The following is a 21,843-nucleotide window of genomic DNA, read 5'->3' on the forward strand; positions in this document are numbered from 1 at the left end:
ATTTATTAGTTAGGTTGTTTAACTGTATTGTCTTGACGTAATTTTTCTACTGAATTTACTAATACAGTTAAAGCTTGTTTTACTTCTTCTTCTTGTCTTGTCTTCAATCCGCAATCAGGGTTTACCCAGAATAGAGAACGGTCAATTTCTTGAAGTGCTCTATCGATTGCAACTGTAATTTCTTCTTCTGTAGGTATACGAGGGCTATGAATATCATATACACCTAAACCGATACCTAAGTCATATGTGATATCTTCAAAATCTTTGATTAAGTCACCATGACTTCTTGAAGTTTCGATTGAGATAACATCAGCATCTAATGATTTGATTGCATGGATGATTTGACCAAATTGTGAGTAGCACATATGTGTATGAATTTGTGTTGAATCTTGTACTGAAGAAGTTGATAATCTGAATGAATGTACAGCTTTATTTAAATAATCTTCATGGTATTCAGAACGTAAAGGTAAGCCTTCGCGCAATGCAGGTTCGTCTACTTGGATGACTTTAATACCCGCTTCTTCAAGTGCTAGAACTTCTTCATTAATGGCTAATGCGATTTGATCTTGAACTTCGCTACGTGGGATATCCACACGTTCGAATGACCAGTTTAAGATTGTAACTGGACCTGTAAGCATACCTTTAACAGGTTTGTCAGTTAAACTTTGAGCATATAATGTCTCTTTAACTGTTAATGGTGCTGTCCATTTAACATCTCCGTAAATGATTGGTGGCTTAACGGCACGAGAACCATATGATTGAACCCAACCAAACTTAGTTACTAAGAATCCGTTTAGCTTTTCACCGAAGAATTCAACCATGTCATTACGTTCAAATTCACCGTGTACTAATACGTCTAATCCAATTTCTTCTTGAATTTCAATCCAACGTTTAATTTCATTTTGTACGAATTCTTCGTATTTTTCATCTGAAATACGATTGTTTTTCCAATCAGCACGGTATTTACGTACTTCTCTTGATTGAGGGAATGAACCAATCGTTGTTGTTGGTAAGTCTGGTAAATTTAATACTTGATCTTGTAAGACTTTTCTTTCTTTAAATGGTGTTGTACGTTCTGATTTAACTGAATCATAGTCATATTCTAGTTGTTTGAATGATTGACTTTCAAAGCGTTCATATTGCGCTTTTAATTCGTTATATAAAGTGTCATCATTTTCGTTAAATAATTGTTTTAAAGCATATAGTTCGTCTAATTTTTCAGTCGCAAAGCTTAAACCTTCACGAACTGAGTCGTCTAATGTTTCTTCTTCTAAAGTAACTGGTACATGTAATAATGAAGAAGATGGTTGAATAACTAATTCATCTGTATAAGATTGTAATGTTTCGATTAAAGCTTTCTTCTCTTCAATATTAGTTGACCAAACATTTCTACCATCAACGATACCAGCGAATAAAGCTTTTTCTTTAGGGAATAAGCCATCCTTGATTTGTTGTAAGTTAAAGCCATTGTCATGTACAAAATCTAAACCGAAACCATAGACTGGTAGTTGACCAATAAAGTTTAAATCTACGCGTTCGAAATATGTTTGTAAGACAAGTTTCGCAGCAGGTGCCGCTTCGTTAAAGAATTCATATGCTTCTTTCGTAATATCTTGAAGATCAGCTGCACCGTCTGTTACTAGAATTGGCTCATCTACTTGGATGTATTCAGCGCCAGCATTAGTTAATTGCTCGAATACTTCTTTATATAATGGTAAAAGTGTTCTTACTTTTTCGTCGAAACTTTGGTCGCCACCTTTAGATAATGCTACGTATGTAACAGGTCCAAGAATAACTGGATGAGATGTTACACCAACTTCTTTAGAAAAGTTGAATTTCTCAAGTAACACATTGTTATTTAATTGAGGTGACACGTTGTCCCATTCAGGTACGATGTAGTGGTAGTTTGTGTTGAACCATTTGATTAACGCACTTGCAACATGATCTTTGTTACCACGTGCAATATCGAATAATAAATCGTCATCTACAGGACGTCCTTGGAAACGTTCTGGAATAATGTTAAATAGTAATGATGTATCTAACACGTGGTCATATAGTGAGAAATCACCAGTAGGGATATGATCAACATGATGGTCTTTCTGAATTGTTAAAATTTCTTTGTGTAAATCCTGCAACGTTTGATCTAATTCGGCTTTATCTATTTTTTTAGCCCAGTAACTTTCGATGGCTTTTTTCCATTCTCTTTTCTTACCTAGTCTTGGGAATCCTAAATTTGATGTTTTAATTGTCATAATATTGCCTCCTTGGTTTGTGTTCCAGTTTTTAGTTGTGAATAATTTGCTAATTCAACTGTTAAATCATATTTTAAAAATGGTGTAACTAAGTACAAGCCATTAAAATATTGGTGTACTGCATCAATCAATTGTTTACTCAAATTAATACTGAGCTCTCTTGTTGCATCTCTGTCATCTTTGACTTTTTCAAAGGCGTTTAGCACCGTATCTGATAGTTTAATACCAGGTACTTCGTTGTGTAAGAAGAGTGCGTTATTGTAATTCGTAATTGGCATAATACCAATGAAAATCGGCGCTTCTATATGTTTAGTTGCTTCATATATTTCTTTAACTCTTTCAGGTTCATAAATCGGTTGTGTAATAAAGTATTCCATTCCAGATTCAATCTTTTTTTCTAATCTTTTGACTGCTGGCTCTAGTCGTCTTACATTTGGATTGAATGCACCTGCAACAGAGAAGTTCGTATTGCTTCTCAATGTGTCTCCATCGGCGTTTATACCTTGATTAAACTGAGTAATGATTTCAGCTAATCCGCTAGAATTAACGTCGAATACACTTGTTGCGCCAGGGAAGTTACCCACTTTAGAGGGGTCGCCCGTAATCGTTAAGATGTCATTAATACCAAGTAATGAAAGGCCCATTAGGTGAGATTGCAAGCCGATTAAGTTTCTATCACGGCAAGCTAAGTGTACGAGTGGTCTAATTTTATATTTTTGTTTAATGACACTTGCTGCGGCAATGTTAGAAATTCTTACACTCGCTAATGAATTATCAGCAAGCGTGACCGCATCTACACCTGCATCTTCAAGGGCTTGTATCCCATCGAAAAATTTATTCGTATCTAAATGTTTAGGTGTGTCTAATTCAACAATAACGGCTGGTCTTTGTTGAACAAGCTCTTTAATACTAGGTTCTTCTTTATTTTGCTTTTTGTACTGTTTTGTTTCGATTGGTATAACATTTTTATGCTTGATAGGCTTTAAATCTTTGACGACATTCTTTATTTTTTTAATATGTTCCGGTGTAGTACCACAACATCCACCTATTAATCTGACGCCTTGGTTAACGAGCTCTTTAGCTGCATCTGAAAAGTAATCTGAGTTGTTATTGTATTTCAAGTCGTTGTCTTCTAAATCCAGTAAACTTGCATTTGGATAACATGAAAGGTAAGCATGATCAGGTAAGTCAATATGTTTAAATGTCTTAATCATATGGTATGGACCGTGATGACAATTTAAACCAACGACATCTGCACCGGCGTTCACTAATGTTTCTAATGCATCTGGTATAGGTGTGCCATTTCTCAAATAATTTGTATTACTAGCTGTTAGTTGAGCAATAATCGGAATGTCGTATCTTGCTTTTGTATCTTTTAAGACAGCAAGTAATTCTTCTAAATCGTAGTATGTTTCAAATAAAATACCATCTACACCTTCATTAACAAGTGTTTCAATTTGAATCTCTGTGTGATATTGAATAGCTTCAATTGATAAGTTACTCTTTTTGATATTACGAAAACCGCCTACCGTACCTAGAATAAACGTATGGTCGTTGCTCGCTCTTTTAGCAATTTGAACAGCTTCTCGATGAATTTCTTTTACGCGATGTTCTAAATTAAAATCTTGAAGCTTCTCAAAATTTGCACCATACGTGTTTGTTTGAATAATATCTGCACCAGCTTCAATATATGAACGGTGAATTTGTTCTATCTTGTTAGGATGTGTCAAATTATAACTTTCTGGGCAAGTATCCAATCCTTCAGAGTAGAGGATGGTTCCAATTGCTCCGTCAGCTAATAAAATTTGGTTCTTTAACGCTTCTTTTAGACTCATATGTAGCCTCCTTTAATGCCCAATCGATATCTGTAATCAATTCTTTGACATCTTCTAAGCCGACTGACAATCTAAATAATCCGTTAGTGATACCACGTTTAGCTCTCACTTCTTCAGGGATGGCTGCGTGACTCATTGTAGCTGGGTGAGAAAGAATCGTTTCTACACCACCTAAGCTTACAGATACAAGTGGGATATTAAGATGGTCAACAAATGCTTGTGCTTTTGATTCATCTTTAAGTCTGAATCCGAGCACGGCACCGCCATTTTTAGCTTGTCTTAAATGTGTGTCATTTGTGATTGGATAATAGACTGTTTCAATTGCTTCATTATCGATTAAATATCTATAAATTTGTTCTGTGTTATAAACAGATTGTTTAAATCTAATTGGTAATGTCTTTAAATGTTTAGCAAGTGTCCAAGAATCATAAACACTTAATCCTGAACCTGTACCATTTTGAATAAGGTAAATTTCATTTTTAAGTTCTGGGTCATTCACGACTACTGCTCCAGCTATGAGGTCACTGTGACCACCTAAGAATTTTGTAGCTGAATGAACGACGATGTCAGCACCTAGTTTCAATGGTGATTGTCCTAACGGTGTCATAAATGTATTATCGACAGCTAATAGTGCGTCGTGTTTACGTGCAATTTGGCTAACTCCATCAATATCTGTCACTTTAAAGAGTGGGTTAGAAGGTGTTTCAACATAGATCAATTTCGTATTATCTTGAACAGCTTCTTTGATATTTTGTAAGTCTGTTTGATCGACAGTTGTAAATTCTATTTCAAATTTCTTAAGAATTTGTTCAGTTAGTCTGAACGTTCCGCCGTAAACATCATCTGGAAGAATCACGTGGTCTCCTGGTTTCAATGTTAAGAAGACAGCTGTTATTGCAGCAATTCCTGAACTAAATGCAAATCCGTAATTACCGCCTTCTAAATCTGCTAACTTTTCTTCAAGTAACTTTCTATTAGGGTTACCACTGCGTGCATAGTCAAATTCTTGATTGCCCCCTAAAGTTTCTTGATGGTAAGTCGATGAATAGTATAATGGTTGATTGCTTGATAAGTGCTCGTTACCTCTAGTGGAATCCAATATTAAAGACGTTTCTTTTGAATAGCTCATATTGACACTCCTTCTTTTCTTGAATTTTTTAAGGCTTGTAGTATGTCTTCGTAAATATCTTCGTAATCTTCTATTCCAATAGATAAACGGAGTAAATATTCATCAATACCGCGTTTATCTTTTTCTTCATCTGCCATATCTACATGTGTTTGTGTATATGGGAAAGTGATAAATGTTTCAGTACCGCCAAGACTTTCAGCAAATATACATAATTTAATATTTTGTAAGAAGCTATCAACGCTATATGCATTGTTTAAACGGATACTTAACATTCCGGTTTGACCTGAGTAAAGGACTTCATCAATGCTTTCAACAGATTGTAGTGAATGTGCTAACTTTTGAGCATTTTCAGTAGAACGGTCAAGTCGTAAATGTAATGTCTTTAAGCCTCTCAGTAATAAATAACTATCGAATGGTGAAAGGGTTGCACCGATCATATTATGAAATTGGCCAAGCACTTCACCTAAGTAGTCATCTGATACAGTGACAATGCCAGCTAACACATCATTATGACCACTTATGTACTTTGTAGCAGAATGTAAGACGATGTCAGCACCGTCTTTTAAAGGTGTTGATAAGTATGGTGTTAAGAACGTGTTATCTATAATCGTTAATATATTTCTTGCTTGTGCAATTTCATATAAAGGATTTAAATCTACTGAGAACATTAACGGATTTGATATGGGTTCAATAAAGAATGCACGTGTATGTTCATTAATAGATGCGTTTACTTCATCAATATTTGAAAAGTCTATGTACTTAAATTTGATGTTGTATTGTTTTTCATAAAATTCAAATAATCTAAATGTGCCACCATATAAGTCGAATGACACTAAGATTTCATCATTTGGTTTAAATAAGTTACAAACTAATTGGATACTAGCCATACCACTTGATGTTGCAAATGAGTATTTACCACCTTCAAGTTTGGCAAATGCATCTTCAAAGTTTGAGCGAGTTGGATTTTTTGTTCTTGTATAATCAAAACCAGTCGAACAACCTAATTTTTCATGTTGATAGGCTGTAGAAAGATAAATTGGGTTTGTAGTAGCCCCAGTATGGTCTTTAGTTAATGAAATTTGAGCGAGTTGAGTAGATTTCATAATAGCCTTCCTCCCTAATGAATTTAAAAATAAAAATAAAAAAAGCTTCCGTCCTTTAAACCCGAAATAAATCGGATGTAAAGGACGAAAGCTTAGCTCGCGGTACCACCTTTGTTCGCAATGACATTACTGACATTACCTCTATAAGTACGAGTCTCTTACAAGAAGATATAATGGCAGTAAAATTGGTGAACAAATTCCAGTACGCCATCATCGCTAAAGAGACTTTAATACTGTATCGCTATAACGGGCGATCCCGTTGACACCTCAATATCGATGCCACCACTCCAAGGCCATTTTCAATCTTTCTTTCAATGTCCCCTTTCAGCAAATGGGAACTCTCTGATGATTGCAGTGTAAGATTTACTTTCCTTTTTATCGTGATTTTATTTGTTTTCGTTGTTGATATATTACACAATACTATGCGTATATTTTTTTGTCAACAACTTTTCTGAATATTTTAATTTATCGCTCAACTTTTCTTTTGTGCATATCCCTTTCAAAATTGTTATAATCTAATTTGGATGTTTTACGTGAAACATACGAGAATAAATAACGTGGTGATGAAATGAAAGAAAGAAATCAAGCATTAACAGATAAGATTTCTTATAACCATAGTCATGATAAAATTGTTGAACTTCCTTTAGAAAAATTAAGAAGGAATCCGTATCAACCGAGAGATTATTTTGATGAAGAAGCTTTGAGAGATTTAACTCAGTCTATTTCACAGCATGGTGTGTTGCAACCTATCGTCGTAAGAGAAACGATAAAAGGTTACGACATCGTAGTAGGTGAAAGAAGATTTAGAGCAAGTCAATTAGCTAACAAAGATTCAGTACCGGCAATCATTAAAAATTTAACCGATGAAGAAATGTTAGAACTTGCTATTATAGAGAATCTTCAACGTGAAAATTTAAAACCTCTAGAAGAAGCAAAAAGTTATGCGACGATGATGGAAGAACTGAACTTAAAACAACAAGACGTAGCAGATAGATTAGGGAAATCAAGATCATACATTGCAAATGTCTTAAGGTTGCTCAACTTACCACCAAGTGTAAAAAATTTAATCAACGAAGAAAAAATATCAAGTGCACATGGTAGAACATTACTTGGTTTAGATAAGAAACATCAATTAGATCAAGTGGCTAAAAAAGTTGTAAAAGAACATATGAGTGTTAGAGCATTAGAAGAATATATTAAACAGTTAAATGCTCATGGCCAAGACAAGAAAAAGAAATCCAAACAACCGAAACCTAATTTCTTAGTTAAACATGAATATCAATTAAAAGAAAAGTTTGGAACGAATATTGATATTTCTAAGACTAAAAAAGTAGGTAAAATTTCTCTTGAATTTAATTCTGAAGATGAATATAAGAGAATATTAGAATTATTGTTAGAAGAATAAGAGGTGTAAAAGTGAATAAGATTATGAACATCATCCATAAATTGATAGACCCATTTATGGATCCAGAAAATTGGCAGAAGTGGATAGAACAAATATTAATCGGTATATTCTACATTGTATTAGCTTACATCATTATTAAAGTACTTCACAAAGTTGTAGAGAAATTCTTTACAACGAAATACGGAACTAAGAGGGTAGGGAAGTCTAACAAGCGTGCTAAAACAATGGTTAACTTACTACAAAATGTTATTTCCTATGTCGTATGGTTTATAGTTGCGACAACGATTTTAAGCAATTTAGGCATAAGAGTTGAAAGTATTATTGCTGGTGCCGGTGTTGTAGGGTTAGCAATTGGTTTCGGCGCACAAACTTTAGTGAAAGATGTCATTACGGGCTTCTTTATTATTTTCGAAAATCAATTTGATGTTGGCGATTATGTAAAAATTAATACAACAGGTACCACTGTTGCGGAAGGTACTGTACAATCAATAGGAATGAGATCTACAAGAATATTATCATTTGCTGGTGATTTAACAATACTTCCTAATGGTACAATGAATGAGATTGTAAACTTCTCAATTCATAATGGTATGGCTATCGTAGAAATCCCTGTATCTATTAAAGAAGATTTAGATGAAGTTGAAAGTAAGTTAAATGAATTTTTACCAACAGTTAAAGAAAGATATGAAATATTCATTAAAGATCCTGAAATTTTAGGTGTAGAAACTGTGACGGCAGGGGAAGCAACGATTAAAATAGCAGGTGAAACAGAACCAAATGAACATGCATCGGGTGCAAGAATCTTAAGAAGAGAAGTGAAATCTTTCTTCGATAAAGAAGGTATTCAAGCGCCAATTCCAACAATGGTTTCTTATAATCCAAATAACATTCAATAATCATCTAATCGGGAGGCAAAAATATGATCAAATCATATGAGTTAAATGATATCGTTGAAATGAAAAAACAACACGCATGTGGGTATAATAGATTTAAAATTATAAGACTCGGTGCAGATGTTAGAATAAAGTGTGAAGAATGTTCTCGAAGTATCATGCTACCAAGACAAGAGTTTAATAAAAAAATTAAAAAAATATTAGTAAAAGGACAAGGTGAATAAAATATGGCATTAACAGCTGGCATAGTAGGATTACCAAACGTAGGTAAATCAACATTATTTAACGCAATTACGAAAGCAGGAGCACTTGCAGCGAACTATCCTTTCGCAACAATCGATCCTAACGTAGGGATTGTAGAAGTACCAGACCATCGTTTACAAGAATTAACGAAATTAGTAAAACCTAAGAAAACTGTACCAACAGCATTCGAATTTACAGATATTGCAGGTATCGTTAAAGGTGCATCTAAAGGTGAAGGATTAGGAAATAAATTCTTATCACATATCCGTGAAGTAGATGCGATTTGCCAAGTCGTACGTGCATTTGTTGATGAAAATGTAACACACGTATCAGGAAAAGTAGATCCAATCGATGATATTGAAGTTATTAATATGGAATTAGTATTAGCTGACTTAGAATCAGTAGAAAAACGCTATGAAAGAGTAGCAAAAATGGCAAAACAAAAAGATAAAGATGCAGTGGCTGAAGAAAAAGTATTAGCAAAAATTAAAGAAACATTAGAAAACAATAACCCAGTAAGAAGTTTAGAATTCACACCAGAAGAAAAAGCAATCGTGAAACATTTAAGCTTACTTACTTCTAAACCAATGTTATATGTAGCAAACGTAGCAGAAGATGAAGTAGCAAGTCCAGAAGATAACGAATACGTACAAAAAATCGAAGAATACGCAAGTAACGAAGGTTCACAAGTTATCGTTATTTCAGCAAAAATCGAAGAAGAATTAGCAACATTAGATGACGAAGACCGCGAAATGTTCTTAGAAGATTTAGGCGTAGAAGAAGCAGGATTAGACAAATTAATCCGCGCATCATATAACTTATTAGGATTAGCAACATACTTTACAGCAGGTGAACAAGAAGTAAGAGCATGGACATTTAAAGAAGGCATGACAGCACCACAATGTGCAGGAATCATCCATACAGACTTCGAAAGAGGCTTCATAAGAGCAGAAACCGTAAGTTATGACGATTTATTAGCAAATAACGGTATGAACGGTGCTAAAGAAGCGGGTAAAGTAAGATTAGAAGGTAAAGAATACCTTATGAAAGACGGAGACGTTGTACACTTTAGATTTAATGTGTAAGATGGAGGCCAGTAGTGTTTATGCACTATTGGCTTTTTCTGTGATATCATTGAGAAAATGATTGTAAAAAGTAATACTCTATGCTATAATTCTTGATTGTGAGTAATGAAAATTATTCCTTGCTTAATACTGAGTTATTAGGCCGCATAGACCACAAGGAGGTGTAAATTGATGAGAACATATGAAGTAATGTACGTAGTACGTCCAAATATCGAAGACGAAGCTAGAAAAGCTGTCGTTGAGCGTTTTAAAGGAATCTTATCTTCAAACGGTTCAGAAATCATCGAAGAAAAGGATTGGGGTAAACGTCGTTTAGCTTATGAAATCCAAGACTTCACAGAAGGTTTCTACAACATCGTTAGAGTTAAGTCTGAAAATGACGAAGCTATCAGTGAATTTGATCGTTTAGCAAAAATCTCTGATGATATCATTCGTCACATCGTAGTACGCGAAGAAGAAAAATAATTTAACTTATAAAATGGGGGAGATTAAATGATTAATCGTGTTGTATTAGTCGGTCGATTAACTAAAGATCCGGAATACAGAGTAACACCCTCAGGCGTTCAAGTTGCTACTTTTACTTTAGCTATTAATCGTACTTATACGAATCAGCAAGGTGAAAGAGAAGCTGACTTTATCAACTGTGTTGTATTTAGACGTCCCGCAGAGAATGTAAACAATTACTTATCTAAAGGTAGTCTGGCAGGAGTTGAAGGTCGTCTACAATCTCGTAGCTACGAGAACCAAGAAGGTCGTCGTGTTTATGTAACTGAAGTTGTTTGTGATAGTGTTCAATTCCTTGAACCAAAAGGCGCAAATCAACGTCAATCTGGTAATGATAATCAATCATATAACCAAAATAATAACGAATTCCAAAATTATGGACAAGACTTTGGTGGTAACCAACAACAAGGACAAAAAGCACCTTCAAATCAACAGTCAAATAATCAACAATCAAGTAATCCATTTGCAAACGCTAATGGTCCAATTGATATCAGTGATGATGATTTGCCGTTCTAATAGTTGATTGAAACGAATATAAATTGATAAACATTTAACGAGAAGGGAGGAACACAATCATGGCAGGTGGACCAAGAAGAGGTGGTCGTCGTCGTAAAAAAGTTTGTTACTTCACAGCAAACGGTATTACACATATCGACTACAAAGATACAGATTTACTTAAAAAGTTTATCTCAGAAAGAGGTAAAATCTTACCACGTCGTGTAACAGGTACTTCAGCAAAATACCAACGTATGCTTACTGTAGCTATCAAACGTTCACGTCACATGGCTTTATTACCATACGTTAAAGAGGAACAATAATATATAACGTATAGCAAAACCCTTTAGCAATCAGGCTAGAGGGTTTTTTTGTGTTTGGATTTATAGAAAAGTTGTTATTTATAATGACAACGATATTATTGTAAATAATTTGGAATTATTAAAAGTATAAATAGTATAAACATTACTAGTGCGCTGAAGTAAATAGACTTCTTATTTCTTATATATACTTTAGATATTGTTTCACAAATTAATAATTGAGTTAAAAAACTAAATACAAACAAGAATAATAAACTAAAGATTAGTCTTAATAAATTAATATTTGTAAAATTAAAAGAAATAATCATAAACATTGTCAGAAATAAAAAGGCTGTATAAATAAAGTACTGGAAAAGAATGTGTGTTCTATCTAATAATCTTCTAATAATTTCAAAGTCAAAGATATATTTTAGTAAAAATATGTTTACTGAAATAGAGAAAACAAACTGTATATATAGCAAAGCGGTTAAATTATTAAAAAAAGATGTCTTTTGATCCAAGAAAGTCGTTATTATAGATAATAATAAAATGAGAAATACGATGAATAAATTTATTTTTCTATACATTAAAAAGCTCCAATATATTAATTGATTTTTACTACGTTTTGAAAGCTATCAGGTGCATCTTTCTTATTGTTTATAATATCAATATAATCAAGTATAACATCTTCCCCTATACCTGTGGTGTATACTAAGTATGATTCATTATCATAAATTTTTCCTAGATGATTATTAATAAAATCTTGCATAATTTGGTATCCATCTTAAGTATCGTCATTAGTTATTTTTTTGAGAATGTCTGTTTTTAGTGAATGTTCTATATCTAAACACATAGGTAATAATATGTAACGTAATCTCATATCTAAAGTCGCAAGATCTGATAATGCAGAAAATTCGAAATTATAATTTCCACTATCATCTTTAGGTACATTTTTTCTGAATGAAGATAATTTAAATAAGTACGTATTATATTTCAATATTTCTTTAGCTTCATCCTCTTTTATTTCGTTAAATAAAATACCTAATGATTTTAATTTTTTAATTTGCTCTTCAAAGCTCAATTTTGGTTTTCTTTTCATACATAACTCCTTATCCTTTATATCTGGCCATCTTTTGATCGTTTATATTGATTAGATTATATAATAATAATCCAGCATTTCATATATCATGTTATGTTGGCTTTTTCTTTATTTCTGTAGTTGTTTTCAATGCATCTCATTTCATTCATTGTAAAAATACAATATAATAATGAATAATAGAATTTATAGGATGTGTGTTTATGAAGGCTATTTATGACCTTATTAAAAGTGATGCGGATATGATTTATATTTTAGAGGTTGTAGAAAGCCTGAATTTAAATGATTCGTGGGTTAGCGCGGGTTTTATAAGAAATAAAATTTGGGATACGATTTATGGTTATACAGATAAGACACCATATAATGATGTTGATGTTATATTTTATAATGCTGACTGTCTAGATGAATTTATTGAGAAGCGATATGAACAGCAATTAAGAGATATTGATTCTAGCATACCTTGGTCAGTAAAAAATCAAGCGAGAATGCATTTGAAAAATGATTTTAATCAATATATTGATTCGAAGGATGCTGTGGATCATTATACAGAAGCGCCAACAGCTATTTGTGCTAGGATAAAAAATGGTGAGTTAGAAGTACATTATAACTACAGTGTTCAAGACTTGTTTAACGGTATTGTTTCACCAACTCAATATTTTAATCATGACTCTGGTAGATATGACGTTTATTTGGATAGAATTAATCGAAAACAATGGCATAAGCAATGGCCAAATTTAAAATTTGATAATTAGAATTTAAGTAAAGATTTAATTCTTAAAGGATGTGTTCTTAATGACAATCGAAGGATTAATTGAAAAATATAAAAATACATTACCTGATGAACAAATAACTGAAGAAGATTTTAAATTAATGATGTCCAATATTGGAAATCTTAATGCCAATATTCGTGAAGATAATTTTGATTTAATTGCGCGTTTAATTATAAGTGGGAAATTGGAAGATTATCAAATGCTACAGTTACTTGAGCATTGTGAATTTGTTTTAAAAAGTGTTAACGAAAGTGATACTGAACATCTTGTGCTGGATAGAAGTTTCAGTGCACTTATTATCGGAATCATTGTTGAATCTTTAGAAGAACATGAACAGTTACCTCAGGATATTTACGAGAAGATTATAAACATAGCGATTAAATACATGGATAAGGAATCTGATGTTAGAGGATATGTACAAGGGACAGGATGGATGCATAGTGTTGCGCATGGATCAGATTTACTTGCAACATGTGTTAGATCTAAAAATTATTCAAGTGACTGTAATAAAGTGATCTTAAAGGTCATCTCTAAAAAACTTTATCAGTTAAATACTGATTTATCTTGCTATATAGATGATGAAGATGAGCGACAAGCATTTATCATTGAAGCATTACTTGAAAAAGGACTTACAGATCAAGAATTAAGTAATTGGATAAGCGAGTTATTCGTGACAGTTAATCAAACAGATTTAAATCAATCTGAAGAAGTATATTTAAGTTATTTTAGAATAAGGAAAAATATAAAAGATTTCTTGAAGACATTGTATTTTAGACTAAAATTTAATCAAAAATGTCAGGTAACCCAAGATAAAATAGAAGAAATCCTTAATAAGTTATACTTAGAATTAACACAACAAGGAGAATAAAAATGGGGATAAAATTTTATGTAGCAGGTAGTTTTGGAAATAAGAATGTTGTAAATAAACTTATAAAGAGCTTAGAACAACACGGCTTACAAAATACTTATAATTGGACGCTGAATGATAAAGCAATTAATAAAGAGGATTTAAGAAAAATTGGTCAATCTGAAGCGGATGCAGTAAAAAATTCAGATATACTGTTAGCTATATTGCCCGGAGGTAAAGGGACACATACAGAAATAGGTATTGCAATAGGACATAATAAACCTATTCTATTATTAGCACAAAATGAAAAAATATTTGAAGCTGACAATGCAGTTACATTTTATTTCCTGGAAAATGTTTATCGAAAGCAACTTGATAGGGTTAATGTATATGAAGAAGTTGTAGGTATTATTGAATCTGTGAAATAATATGGTCATGATTTAAATATAAATAAAGGATGGTGTTTCATGAAGTCGGTTAGTGTATATCATTATGATGCATTTAGTTTAGAAGCGAATAAAGGAAATCCTGCTGGTGTGGTATTAGATAGTGAAGGATTAACAGATGAAGATATGCAAGAAGTTGCGAAACAAATTGGATTTAATGAAACAGCATTCCCTTTAAAATCAAGCCGTGCTGATTTTAGGATACAATATTTTACGCCAGGTCACGAAATGGATTTGTGTGGACATGCTACTATTGGAACAATCGCGGCAATGAAACAACATGGATTATTAGAAGATAATAATGAATTTACAATAGAGACGAATGCAGGTATCTTACCAATTACTTTAAATGTTGAAAATGATAATATTTATATAACGATGCAACAAGCTAGCCCTCAATTTGAAGCGTTCAATGGATCGAAAGTAGATTTGGCTCATGCTATCGGAATTGATGAGAAAGATATAGTAACAGATTATCCGATTGTTTATGGGAGTACAGGAGCATGGACATTATTAGTACCTGTTAGGGATCTAGAAGTATGTAAAAGAATGTCTCCTCAAAATAAATTATTTCCAGAAATATTAAAAGAAAGACCCAAAACTTCAATTCATCCTTTCTGTATGGAAACATACAAAGAAGGCTTACATATGCATGCAAGACATTTTTCCTCACCATTTTCAGGAACGACTGAAGACCCAGTTACAGGGACAGCTTCTGGCGTGATGGGCGCATACTATGCTCAATATATAAATACATCTGCTAAATATCCGCTTGAACTAATCGTTGAACAAGGACAAGAAATAGGAAAAGATGGACAAGTGTATGTGCATGTGAATAATATAAACAATCAGCTTAATATTGAGATTACAGGTAGTGCAATATATGTTAAAGAATTAAAAATAGAATTATAATCATTTAGACTACCGGAACACTAAAAACCCTCTCTAGACAAGGACTAGAGAGGGCTTTGGTTTTTTCTATAGTAGAGTTCTTGATAATTTCCCCATTCATAATCAAGCTCTGATTTAGTTACAATTTTATATGGATTAAAAATGGTTTGTCCATTTTTATTTACGAATAAATCATCATCAATTTGATATGCTGCATGTACTACAGCATTATTTTCTAAATAAACAATTACATCACCATTTTGATTACCTTTTGAAACTAATTCGTAGTTTAAAGATTTAAGGTTAGTTAGAAAAGCATCTTCTTTTATCCACTGGTGTAATATATTTTTATCACTAGTAATAGCATAAAGGACTGTTGAAAGACAGTTTGATCCTTGATGTTTTGGAAAAGTAGAAACGATTGAACTTAAATGATTGGGTAATTGTAAAGTTGAAAGGTGCTTTACGTGATTATCATAATATCTATCTATTCTGTTTTTAAAAAACTGTCTTTGTTTATTCGTTGTTAATTGGCTCCATTTTTGTGAAGTAATGAGGTTGCCTTCTATGAATAGTGGATTGTTAACTCTTTCTTGTTCCTGAAGAATATATGTTTTTGAATCTTCATTAAGATTTTCAAACCATCCTTTTGAAGCTTTAATTACATAATTGTAGACACCTAAATTCCAAAACTCATATAGGTTATTTGTATCAATATTAAATGAACTTGTTGTCTTAAATGCATCTTTATGAGTGATAACTATATCTTCAATTTCAAAAGGGATATCATTAACAAAAAATAAATCAAAATTATTATAGTAATTTTCAGACCAATGTTTAAGTATTTGTTCAGTAGGATATATTTTCATAACTATACCTCAATTCGTATACCTTAAAATTTATTAAATTTCAGTTTTTCTATAACATGGTCGTGATTTTTATATAGTACGAGATCTGCTCTGTTTTTAGTTGGCAAGATATTTTTTATTAAATTGACTTCGTTAATATTGTCCCATAGATCTGTTGCTATTTTTAAGGCTTCTTCTTTTGGGATGTCTCGATATTTATAAAAATGTGAGTCTGGCTTCTGGAAAGCTTCTTCTTGAAGTAGTAAGAAGCGATTGAGATACCATTTCTTCATATTTTCTATTGTTGTGTGTAAATATATTTTGTAATCAATATAATCACTTACGAGTTCTTCTTCATGTGGACTTACTTGGAAGATATTCACGCCTTCTATAATAAGAATGTCCGGACAGTCTATGTTGTGATACTGGTCTTTAAGACGGTCGTATGTGATATGTGAATACGTGTATGTTGGAATGTTAGGCTCGTTGTTCTTAATTTGTTTTAAGTGACTGATTAATGTTTTTGTATCATAACTTTCAGGAAATCCTTTTTTAGAAAGTAAGTCTTTATCGATGAGTTCTTGTTTAGGCATGATATAACCATCAGTCGTAATCAGATCAACTTTCCAGTCCGCGTTATATTCTTGTAGTAAGTTTAAAAGCAGTCTTGAGACAGTGCTTTTCCCTACAGAAACCCCTCCTGATATTCCAATAATAAAAGGTGGTGTATTATTTTTGTTATGTAATTTGTTGTTAATGTTAGATGAATAATCTTTATGGAACTTAACTTTGTTTGTCAAAAAATTAATGAGTGGCAAATAGAGTTCATTAATTTCTGAATTTGTTAAGTTATCATTTAAACTGATAATTTCTTCTAAGTTTAAATGACTTGTATCCATATCTAATTTAAAATTTGTGTTTTGCCATTCTTCTTTTGTGAATTTCATAATGAGTTCCTTTACTTAAGAATTTTTCACTTTTTACAGTACTCGTATAGGGTAACATAAATAGTCATGAAAGTGCTTTATTAATTTTGAAAATTCTTATATACTATTTTATTCATGTACATCATGATTTTCTTTATAGTGTTAAAATGTATAGAAGATATGGGAATTATTAAAAATTGTCTTAATATAATTTTGAATTTGAGGTGACTGGAAGATGAATGGTTCTATACATCATTTAGAGATCTATGTTAGTGATATAAATAAATCTAAAAACTTTTATAGTTGGTTATTAGGACTGCTAGGATATAGTTTGTATCAAGAATGGAGAGAAGGTTTTAGCTTTAAATTAAATGAAACGTACATAGTATTTGTACAAGTGGACGATTCATTTAAACAATATGGATATCATCGTAAAAGGATTGGATTAAATCATTTGGCATTTACAGTTGAAGACAGAGTAACAGTGGATGGTATCAATATTATTTTGGAACAAAAAAATATTAATAGACTGTATGATGATTTATATCCATATGCTGGAGGTAATCATCATTATGCTGTTTATTTTGAAGATCCAGATAAAATGAAAATTGAAATAGTATCTAAAGAATAACACCACCTCTAGATTTGATATAAAGGTGGTGATATTCTTAAAATTCTGCTATGACAAGTTTATCTTCAAGGACTTGGTTTACAAAGTTTACTGTTGCTTCTCTTGATATAGGGTTATGTCCTAGCTTTTTATTGTTGTATAATATGAACTTTATGTTTGAACTGTTTATTTCGTATTTATTTAAGAAACTACAAAATGGATTGAAATGTCTAGTCATATCAGTCTCACATAATCTGTTTTGGATGTAGTAAATTTTAGGTACATATTTTTGTTTGCGAAATAAGCTCGTGATCGATAGTCTAAGTGCATATTGTTTCTTGATATAATCGCGTGAACGGTTGGGAAATATTTTAGTGTATAATTTTTCGACGTTCACTTTATCGTAACGATCTACGTAACATTGTGGATTGTTCACTACAGCAGTTGTGCCTTTATGTAATGTTGCTAAATACATAGACATAAAGCCACCTGCTGATGAACCACAATAGACGACATTTTGAGGTTCTATTTGGAGTGCTTGCGTGACTTGTTGCGCAATTTCAGAATAGTCTTTTAAGAAATGACGTTCTTCTCTTCCAACACCCCAACCAATACGTAATTGCTTATAATGAACAGTTCTGTCATCTATATAAAGACAATTTGCATTAAAATCTTCATGCCATTTACTTCTCATAAAGACAGGTGGTTTACTTTTAGATGGATCAATCGCACCATTTGAAAATACAACTAATTTATGATTATCTTCTTTAAGATTTAACTTGATATAGATGTCTAATTCATCTTTCATGATTTTCACAACTTGATTATTATGCGCCCATAAAAGGTCATTGTTCAAATCTTCGTAATTTAATGTTTCCATGATGTGAAACACTCCTAATGGTTAATATTCATTACAAATACTTAATATAAAATTCAATATAACAAAGTACTCTAGCAATTAACAATTATATAGTGGAAATTTACAAAAACTTAACAAAAAAGAGGCTAGGCATCATGCCCAACCTCTTTTTAAAGGGATTAAATATTGAATAATCTTTGGAAGAATCCTTTTTTCTTAGGTTCTTCTTCAGTTTCTGATTTGATTTCTTCTTTTACTTCTTCTTCTTTGTTTTCTGAAAGCGTTGAAGTTTGTTCTACTGTCGTTTCAGGTGCTTTTTCTTCAGTAGATGCTGCTTTGTCAGTAGTTTCTTCTTTAGCTGTAGTTGTATCTTCTTCTTTAGATTCTACTACTTTATCAGTAGTCGTTTCTGGTTTAACAGCAGTTTCTTTATTTTCTGATTTCACTTCAGCTTGTGTTTCAGATTTAGCTGGCTCTTCAGCTGCAGTAACTTTTGTTACTTCTTTATCTTCTTGTTTTTTAGTTTCAACTGATTCACTAGAAGTCTTGTCTTTTGAAACTACTTTAGAACTTTGTGGTTGTTCAGCTTGTTTCGTTTCAACTTTAGTATCATTCTCTTGAGCAGTAGCCTCTGATTGTTGGGGTGCTTGTAATGCTAAAGTTTGTTCTAGTTTCTGTTGTTGAATATGAACTTGTTGCAACATTTCACCAAGCATTTGTCTTTCTCTACGCATATGTTGAACTTCTAATCTTAATTCTTCAATTAAATGTTGTAGTTCAGGTGTTTGATTAGCAGGTTCGTCTTTAACAAGAACTTGTAAAAAGTCTTTCTCTTGTTCAAGTGTTTCGAATGCTTGGTCATAACTATTTGTTTCTTTAACCTTTTCTGCTATTTCTTGGAAAAGTTCAATATCTTCTTCTTGGAAGTCTGTCGCTTCTCTTCCACGATATTCTGTCTTAGAAAGTTGATATCCTCTGTCTTCTAAGTGTTGTACAATTTTTCTAACTTGCTTTTCACTAAGACCTACTTTAGTTGCGAATTCTTTAGTTAACATATTATAAATCATCCTTTATTTGACAGTAATTTAATAGGTAGGGTTGTCTGTCGGCAGACAACCGTCACACTTCCCTTTATACATTACATGTAAATAACAGAAAGTTCAAGTATTTATTGTATTAATTGTGAAAAGTATTATATGCAAAAAAGAAATATGTTATTATTTAGGAAATTAGAACAATAAAAATTAATATTGGAGCTGTTAGATATGTCTAATAATACTGAGAAAAAAGCTTTTAAACCAATTTGGATTATTGTTAGTTTTGTTGTATTAATTGGAATATTGTTATTACCGACTTCAAATGATTTACCTGTTATGGCAAAATGTGCGCTAGCGATTTTAGCTTTTGCAGTTATTATGTGGGTAACAGAAGCCGTAACTTATCCTGTGTCAGCGGTCATGATTGTTGGACTGATCGTTGTACTCATTGGATTTAGTCCAGTTCAAAATTTAGGAGATGCTTTAGGCAATCCGTCAGCAAATGGAAAAGCTTTAGAAGGGGATTCATTACTAGGTACAGGCAATGCGTTACAAATGGCTTTAAGCGGATTTTCAGGATCTGCAGTGGCACTCGTTGCAGCAGCATTATTCTTAGCTACAGCGATGCAAGTAACCAATTTACATAAACGTTTAGCATTACAAGTACTTTCTATTGTAGGAAACAAAACAAATAGAATTGTTATCGGTGCAATTGTAGTTTCTATTATTTTAGCATTCTTTGTACCTTCAGCTACTGCAAGAGCTGGTGCTGTTGTACCCATCTTATTAGGAATGATTGCTGCATTTAATACATCTAAGAACAGTAAATTAGCAGCATTATTGATTATTACAGCCGTGCATGCCGTCTCAATATGGAATATAGGTATTAAGACTGCCGCCGCTCAAAATATCGTTGCGATAGGGTTCATTAATAAATCAATGGGACAAGATGTTTCTTGGGGTGAATGGTTCTTGTATGCAGCACCATGGGCGATTATCATGTCAGTCGTCTTATACTTTGTGATGATTACTGTCATTAAACCTGAAGAGAAAGAAATAGAAGGTGGAAATGAATTAGTTAAAGCACAATTAAAAGAATTAGGACCAGTTTCAGCAAGAGAGTGGCGACTCATTACGATTTCTATCTTATTATTATTTTTCTGGTCTACCGAAAAAGTGCTCCATCCGATTGATTCATCTTCAATAACAATCATTGCATTAGCAATTATGTTAACACCTAAAATCGGTGTCTTTACTTGGGAAGATGTTGAGAAGAAAATTCCTTGGGGTACAGTTATCGTATTTGGAATTGGTATCTCACTAGGAACAGTATTGTTGGAAACAACAGCGGCACAATGGTTAAGTGATAAAACATTTGGATTGATGGGACTTAATCATATGCCACTAATCTCAACCATTGCACTCATTTCTATATTTAATATTTTAATACATTTAGGATTTGCGAGTGCAACGAGTTTATCTTCAGCATTAATACCTGTATTTATAGCTTTAACACAAACATTAAATTTAGGTGACCAATCTATCGGGTTTGTACTTATACAACAATTCGTGATTAGCTTTGGTTTCTTATTGCCAGTTAGTTCACCACAAAATATGCTGGCATACGGCACAGAAACATTTACCGTTAAAGACTTTATTAAAACAGGTGTACCACTCACAGTTATTGGATACTTATTAATTATCTTGTTCAGCATGACATATTGGAAGTGGATAGGATTGATATAAAGGAGAAGACGTATAAACAGGCTGCTGAGATGAGAAATCGCCGAAGTCGTGGCTTAAGTCGCGAATAAAGCCAAGAGATCGCGCAAGTCATGGCTTAACGACTAAATAAAGCCAAGAGATCGTCCAAGTCGTGGCTTAACGACTGAATAAAGCCAAGAGATCACCCAAGTCGTGGCTTAACGACTGAATAAAGCCAAGAGATCACCCAAGTCATGGCTTAATGCCTGAATAAAGCCAAGAAATCATCCAAATCATGGCTTAACGACTAAATAAAGCCAAGAGATCGCCCAAGTCATGGCTTAATGCCTAAATAAAGCCAAGAGATCGTCCAAGTCATGGCTTAATGCCTGAATAAAGCCAAGAGATCGTCCAAGTCATGGCTTAACGACTGAATAAAGCCAAGAGATCATCCAACTCCATCCGAACTACATAAAAAAGCCGTTCAATCTTCAAAATTGAACGGCTTCTTCTTGTGTAATTAAAACCATACGCTATGCGTATGGTACAGTATGGTTTAACCGTTG

The 21,843-nt window shown here is 32.7% G+C and carries 22 protein-coding genes, 1 pseudogene and 1 other annotated feature; of the genes and pseudogenes, 13 read left to right on the forward strand and 10 right to left on the reverse strand.

The features are described from left to right. Positions 1 to 5: 5 nt before the first annotated feature. Genes metE through CD035_RS00475 form a run of 4 tightly spaced genes read right to left on the reverse strand, consistent with a single transcriptional unit; the run spans position 6 to position 6,319 of the window. Entirely contained in the window at positions 6 to 2,255 is a 2,250-nt protein-coding gene (gene metE / locus CD035_RS00460) for a 5-methyltetrahydropteroyltriglutamate--homocysteine S-methyltransferase (RefSeq protein WP_103354149.1), read from the reverse strand. Then, on the reverse strand, positions 2,249 to 4,087 hold the full coding sequence (locus CD035_RS00465; protein WP_048542903.1) for a bifunctional homocysteine S-methyltransferase/methylenetetrahydrofolate reductase: 1,839 nt from the start codon (positions 4,085 to 4,087) through the stop codon (positions 2,249 to 2,251). Before CD035_RS00465 ends, metE begins: the two co-directional genes overlap by 7 nt. Continuing rightward, on the reverse strand, positions 4,044 to 5,216 hold the full coding sequence (gene metC, locus CD035_RS00470) for a cystathionine beta-lyase MetC (protein ID WP_048542905.1): 1,173 nt from the start codon (positions 5,214 to 5,216) through the stop codon (positions 4,044 to 4,046). The genes CD035_RS00465 and metC overlap by 44 nt, the downstream gene beginning before the upstream one ends. Further along, complete coding sequence (locus CD035_RS00475; protein WP_048542907.1) at positions 5,213 to 6,319, reverse strand: PLP-dependent transferase; 1,107 nt, start codon at positions 6,317 to 6,319, stop codon at positions 5,213 to 5,215. Before CD035_RS00475 ends, metC begins: the two co-directional genes overlap by 4 nt. A gap of 77 nt (positions 6,320 to 6,396) precedes the next feature. Beyond that, positions 6,397 to 6,707 (reverse strand) — a binding site (T-box leader). 180 nt (positions 6,708 to 6,887) lie between these two features. On the opposite strand from CD035_RS00475, the gene CD035_RS00480 reads away from it, so the two are divergent. The 7 genes from CD035_RS00480 (at position 6,888) to rpsR (ending at position 11,267) form a co-directional block, all read left to right on the forward strand. Beyond that, the gene (locus CD035_RS00480; RefSeq protein WP_048542910.1) at positions 6,888 to 7,724 is read left to right on the forward strand and encodes a ParB/RepB/Spo0J family partition protein; all 837 of its coding nucleotides are present in this window, start codon (positions 6,888 to 6,890) and stop codon (positions 7,722 to 7,724) included. Positions 7,725 to 7,735: 11 nt separating this feature from the next. Further along, entirely contained in the window at positions 7,736 to 8,620 is an 885-nt protein-coding gene (locus tag CD035_RS00485) for a mechanosensitive ion channel family protein (RefSeq protein WP_049320694.1), read from the forward strand. 23 nt (positions 8,621 to 8,643) lie between these two features. After that, positions 8,644 to 8,841 (forward strand): DUF951 domain-containing protein, encoded by a 198-nt coding sequence (locus CD035_RS00490; RefSeq protein WP_025906204.1) that lies wholly within the window; start codon positions 8,644 to 8,646, stop codon positions 8,839 to 8,841. A gap of 3 nt (positions 8,842 to 8,844) precedes the next feature. After that, positions 8,845 to 9,945, forward strand: a complete 1,101-nt coding sequence (ychF, locus tag CD035_RS00495) for a redox-regulated ATPase YchF (protein ID WP_048542912.1) — start codon at positions 8,845 to 8,847, stop codon at positions 9,943 to 9,945. A gap of 171 nt (positions 9,946 to 10,116) precedes the next feature. Continuing rightward, positions 10,117 to 10,410, forward strand: a complete 294-nt coding sequence (gene rpsF, locus CD035_RS00500; RefSeq protein ID WP_025906202.1) for a 30S ribosomal protein S6 — start codon at positions 10,117 to 10,119, stop codon at positions 10,408 to 10,410. A gap of 27 nt (positions 10,411 to 10,437) precedes the next feature. Then, positions 10,438 to 10,965 (forward strand): single-stranded DNA-binding protein, encoded by a 528-nt coding sequence (gene ssb / locus CD035_RS00505; protein WP_025906200.1) that lies wholly within the window; start codon positions 10,438 to 10,440, stop codon positions 10,963 to 10,965. A gap of 59 nt (positions 10,966 to 11,024) precedes the next feature. Then, positions 11,025 to 11,267: a 30S ribosomal protein S18 gene (gene rpsR, locus CD035_RS00510; protein WP_025906198.1), complete on the forward strand. Its 243-nt coding sequence runs from the start codon at positions 11,025 to 11,027 to the stop codon at positions 11,265 to 11,267. A 580-nt stretch (positions 11,268 to 11,847) separates the two neighbouring features. Here the strand turns inward: rpsR and CD035_RS13995 are convergent. Together CD035_RS13995 and CD035_RS00515 are read right to left on the reverse strand one after the other, a co-directional pair. Then, a complete protein-coding gene (locus CD035_RS13995; RefSeq protein ID WP_158259168.1) occupies positions 11,848 to 12,012 on the reverse strand; it encodes a hypothetical protein in 165 nt (54 codons plus the stop codon). Between the two features lie 18 nt (positions 12,013 to 12,030). Then, positions 12,031 to 12,342: pseudogene (locus tag CD035_RS00515) on the reverse strand (Abi family protein); the annotation flags it as partial. Positions 12,343 to 12,542: 200 nt separating this feature from the next. Between CD035_RS00515 and CD035_RS00520 the strand changes: the two are divergent. From CD035_RS00520 to CD035_RS00535, 4 genes are read left to right on the forward strand one after another with little or no spacing between them, the layout of a single operon-like run. Then, positions 12,543 to 13,091 carry a nucleotidyltransferase family protein gene (locus CD035_RS00520; protein ID WP_048542914.1) on the forward strand — a complete coding sequence of 183 codons (549 nt, stop codon included), beginning with the start codon at positions 12,543 to 12,545 and terminating at the stop codon, positions 13,089 to 13,091. A gap of 40 nt (positions 13,092 to 13,131) precedes the next feature. Next, a complete protein-coding gene (locus CD035_RS00525; RefSeq protein WP_048542916.1) occupies positions 13,132 to 13,977 on the forward strand; it encodes a DUF2785 domain-containing protein in 846 nt (281 codons plus the stop codon). Positions 13,978 to 13,979: 2 nt separating this feature from the next. Further along, complete coding sequence (locus tag CD035_RS00530; protein WP_053076886.1) at positions 13,980 to 14,384, forward strand: nucleoside 2-deoxyribosyltransferase; 405 nt, start codon at positions 13,980 to 13,982, stop codon at positions 14,382 to 14,384. A gap of 39 nt (positions 14,385 to 14,423) precedes the next feature. Continuing rightward, on the forward strand, positions 14,424 to 15,314 hold the full coding sequence (locus CD035_RS00535) for a PhzF family phenazine biosynthesis isomerase (RefSeq protein ID WP_048542918.1): 891 nt from the start codon (positions 14,424 to 14,426) through the stop codon (positions 15,312 to 15,314). 44 nt (positions 15,315 to 15,358) lie between these two features. On the opposite strand, the gene CD035_RS00540 is transcribed toward CD035_RS00535, so the two are convergent. Beyond that, positions 15,359 to 16,162 (reverse strand): hypothetical protein, encoded by an 804-nt coding sequence (locus tag CD035_RS00540; RefSeq protein ID WP_048542919.1) that lies wholly within the window; start codon positions 16,160 to 16,162, stop codon positions 15,359 to 15,361. A gap of 23 nt (positions 16,163 to 16,185) precedes the next feature. Next, positions 16,186 to 17,088, reverse strand: a complete 903-nt coding sequence (gene coaA / locus CD035_RS00545) for a type I pantothenate kinase (protein ID WP_048542921.1) — start codon at positions 17,086 to 17,088, stop codon at positions 16,186 to 16,188. Positions 17,089 to 17,302: 214 nt separating this feature from the next. On the opposite strand from coaA, the gene CD035_RS00550 reads away from it, so the two are divergent. Further along, on the forward strand, positions 17,303 to 17,698 hold the full coding sequence (locus CD035_RS00550) for a VOC family protein (RefSeq protein ID WP_048542923.1): 396 nt from the start codon (positions 17,303 to 17,305) through the stop codon (positions 17,696 to 17,698). Between the two features lie 37 nt (positions 17,699 to 17,735). Here the strand turns inward: CD035_RS00550 and CD035_RS00555 are convergent, their stop codons facing one another. Both CD035_RS00555 and CD035_RS00560 read right to left on the reverse strand, forming a co-directional pair. Next, positions 17,736 to 18,557, reverse strand: coding sequence for a YqiA/YcfP family alpha/beta fold hydrolase (locus tag CD035_RS00555; RefSeq protein ID WP_048542925.1), 822 nt, complete (start codon positions 18,555 to 18,557; stop codon positions 17,736 to 17,738). A gap of 158 nt (positions 18,558 to 18,715) precedes the next feature. Beyond that, on the reverse strand, positions 18,716 to 19,591 hold the full coding sequence (locus tag CD035_RS00560; RefSeq protein ID WP_048542926.1) for a hypothetical protein: 876 nt from the start codon (positions 19,589 to 19,591) through the stop codon (positions 18,716 to 18,718). A gap of 210 nt (positions 19,592 to 19,801) precedes the next feature. Between CD035_RS00560 and CD035_RS00565 the strand changes: the two genes are divergently transcribed. Then, positions 19,802 to 21,319, forward strand: coding sequence for a DASS family sodium-coupled anion symporter (locus tag CD035_RS00565; protein ID WP_048542929.1), 1,518 nt, complete (start codon positions 19,802 to 19,804; stop codon positions 21,317 to 21,319). Positions 21,320 to 21,843: the final 524 nt, after the last annotated feature.

The organism is Mammaliicoccus sciuri (assembly GCF_002901825.1).
Taxonomy (GTDB): Bacteria; Bacillota; Bacilli; order Staphylococcales; family Staphylococcaceae; genus Mammaliicoccus; species Mammaliicoccus sciuri.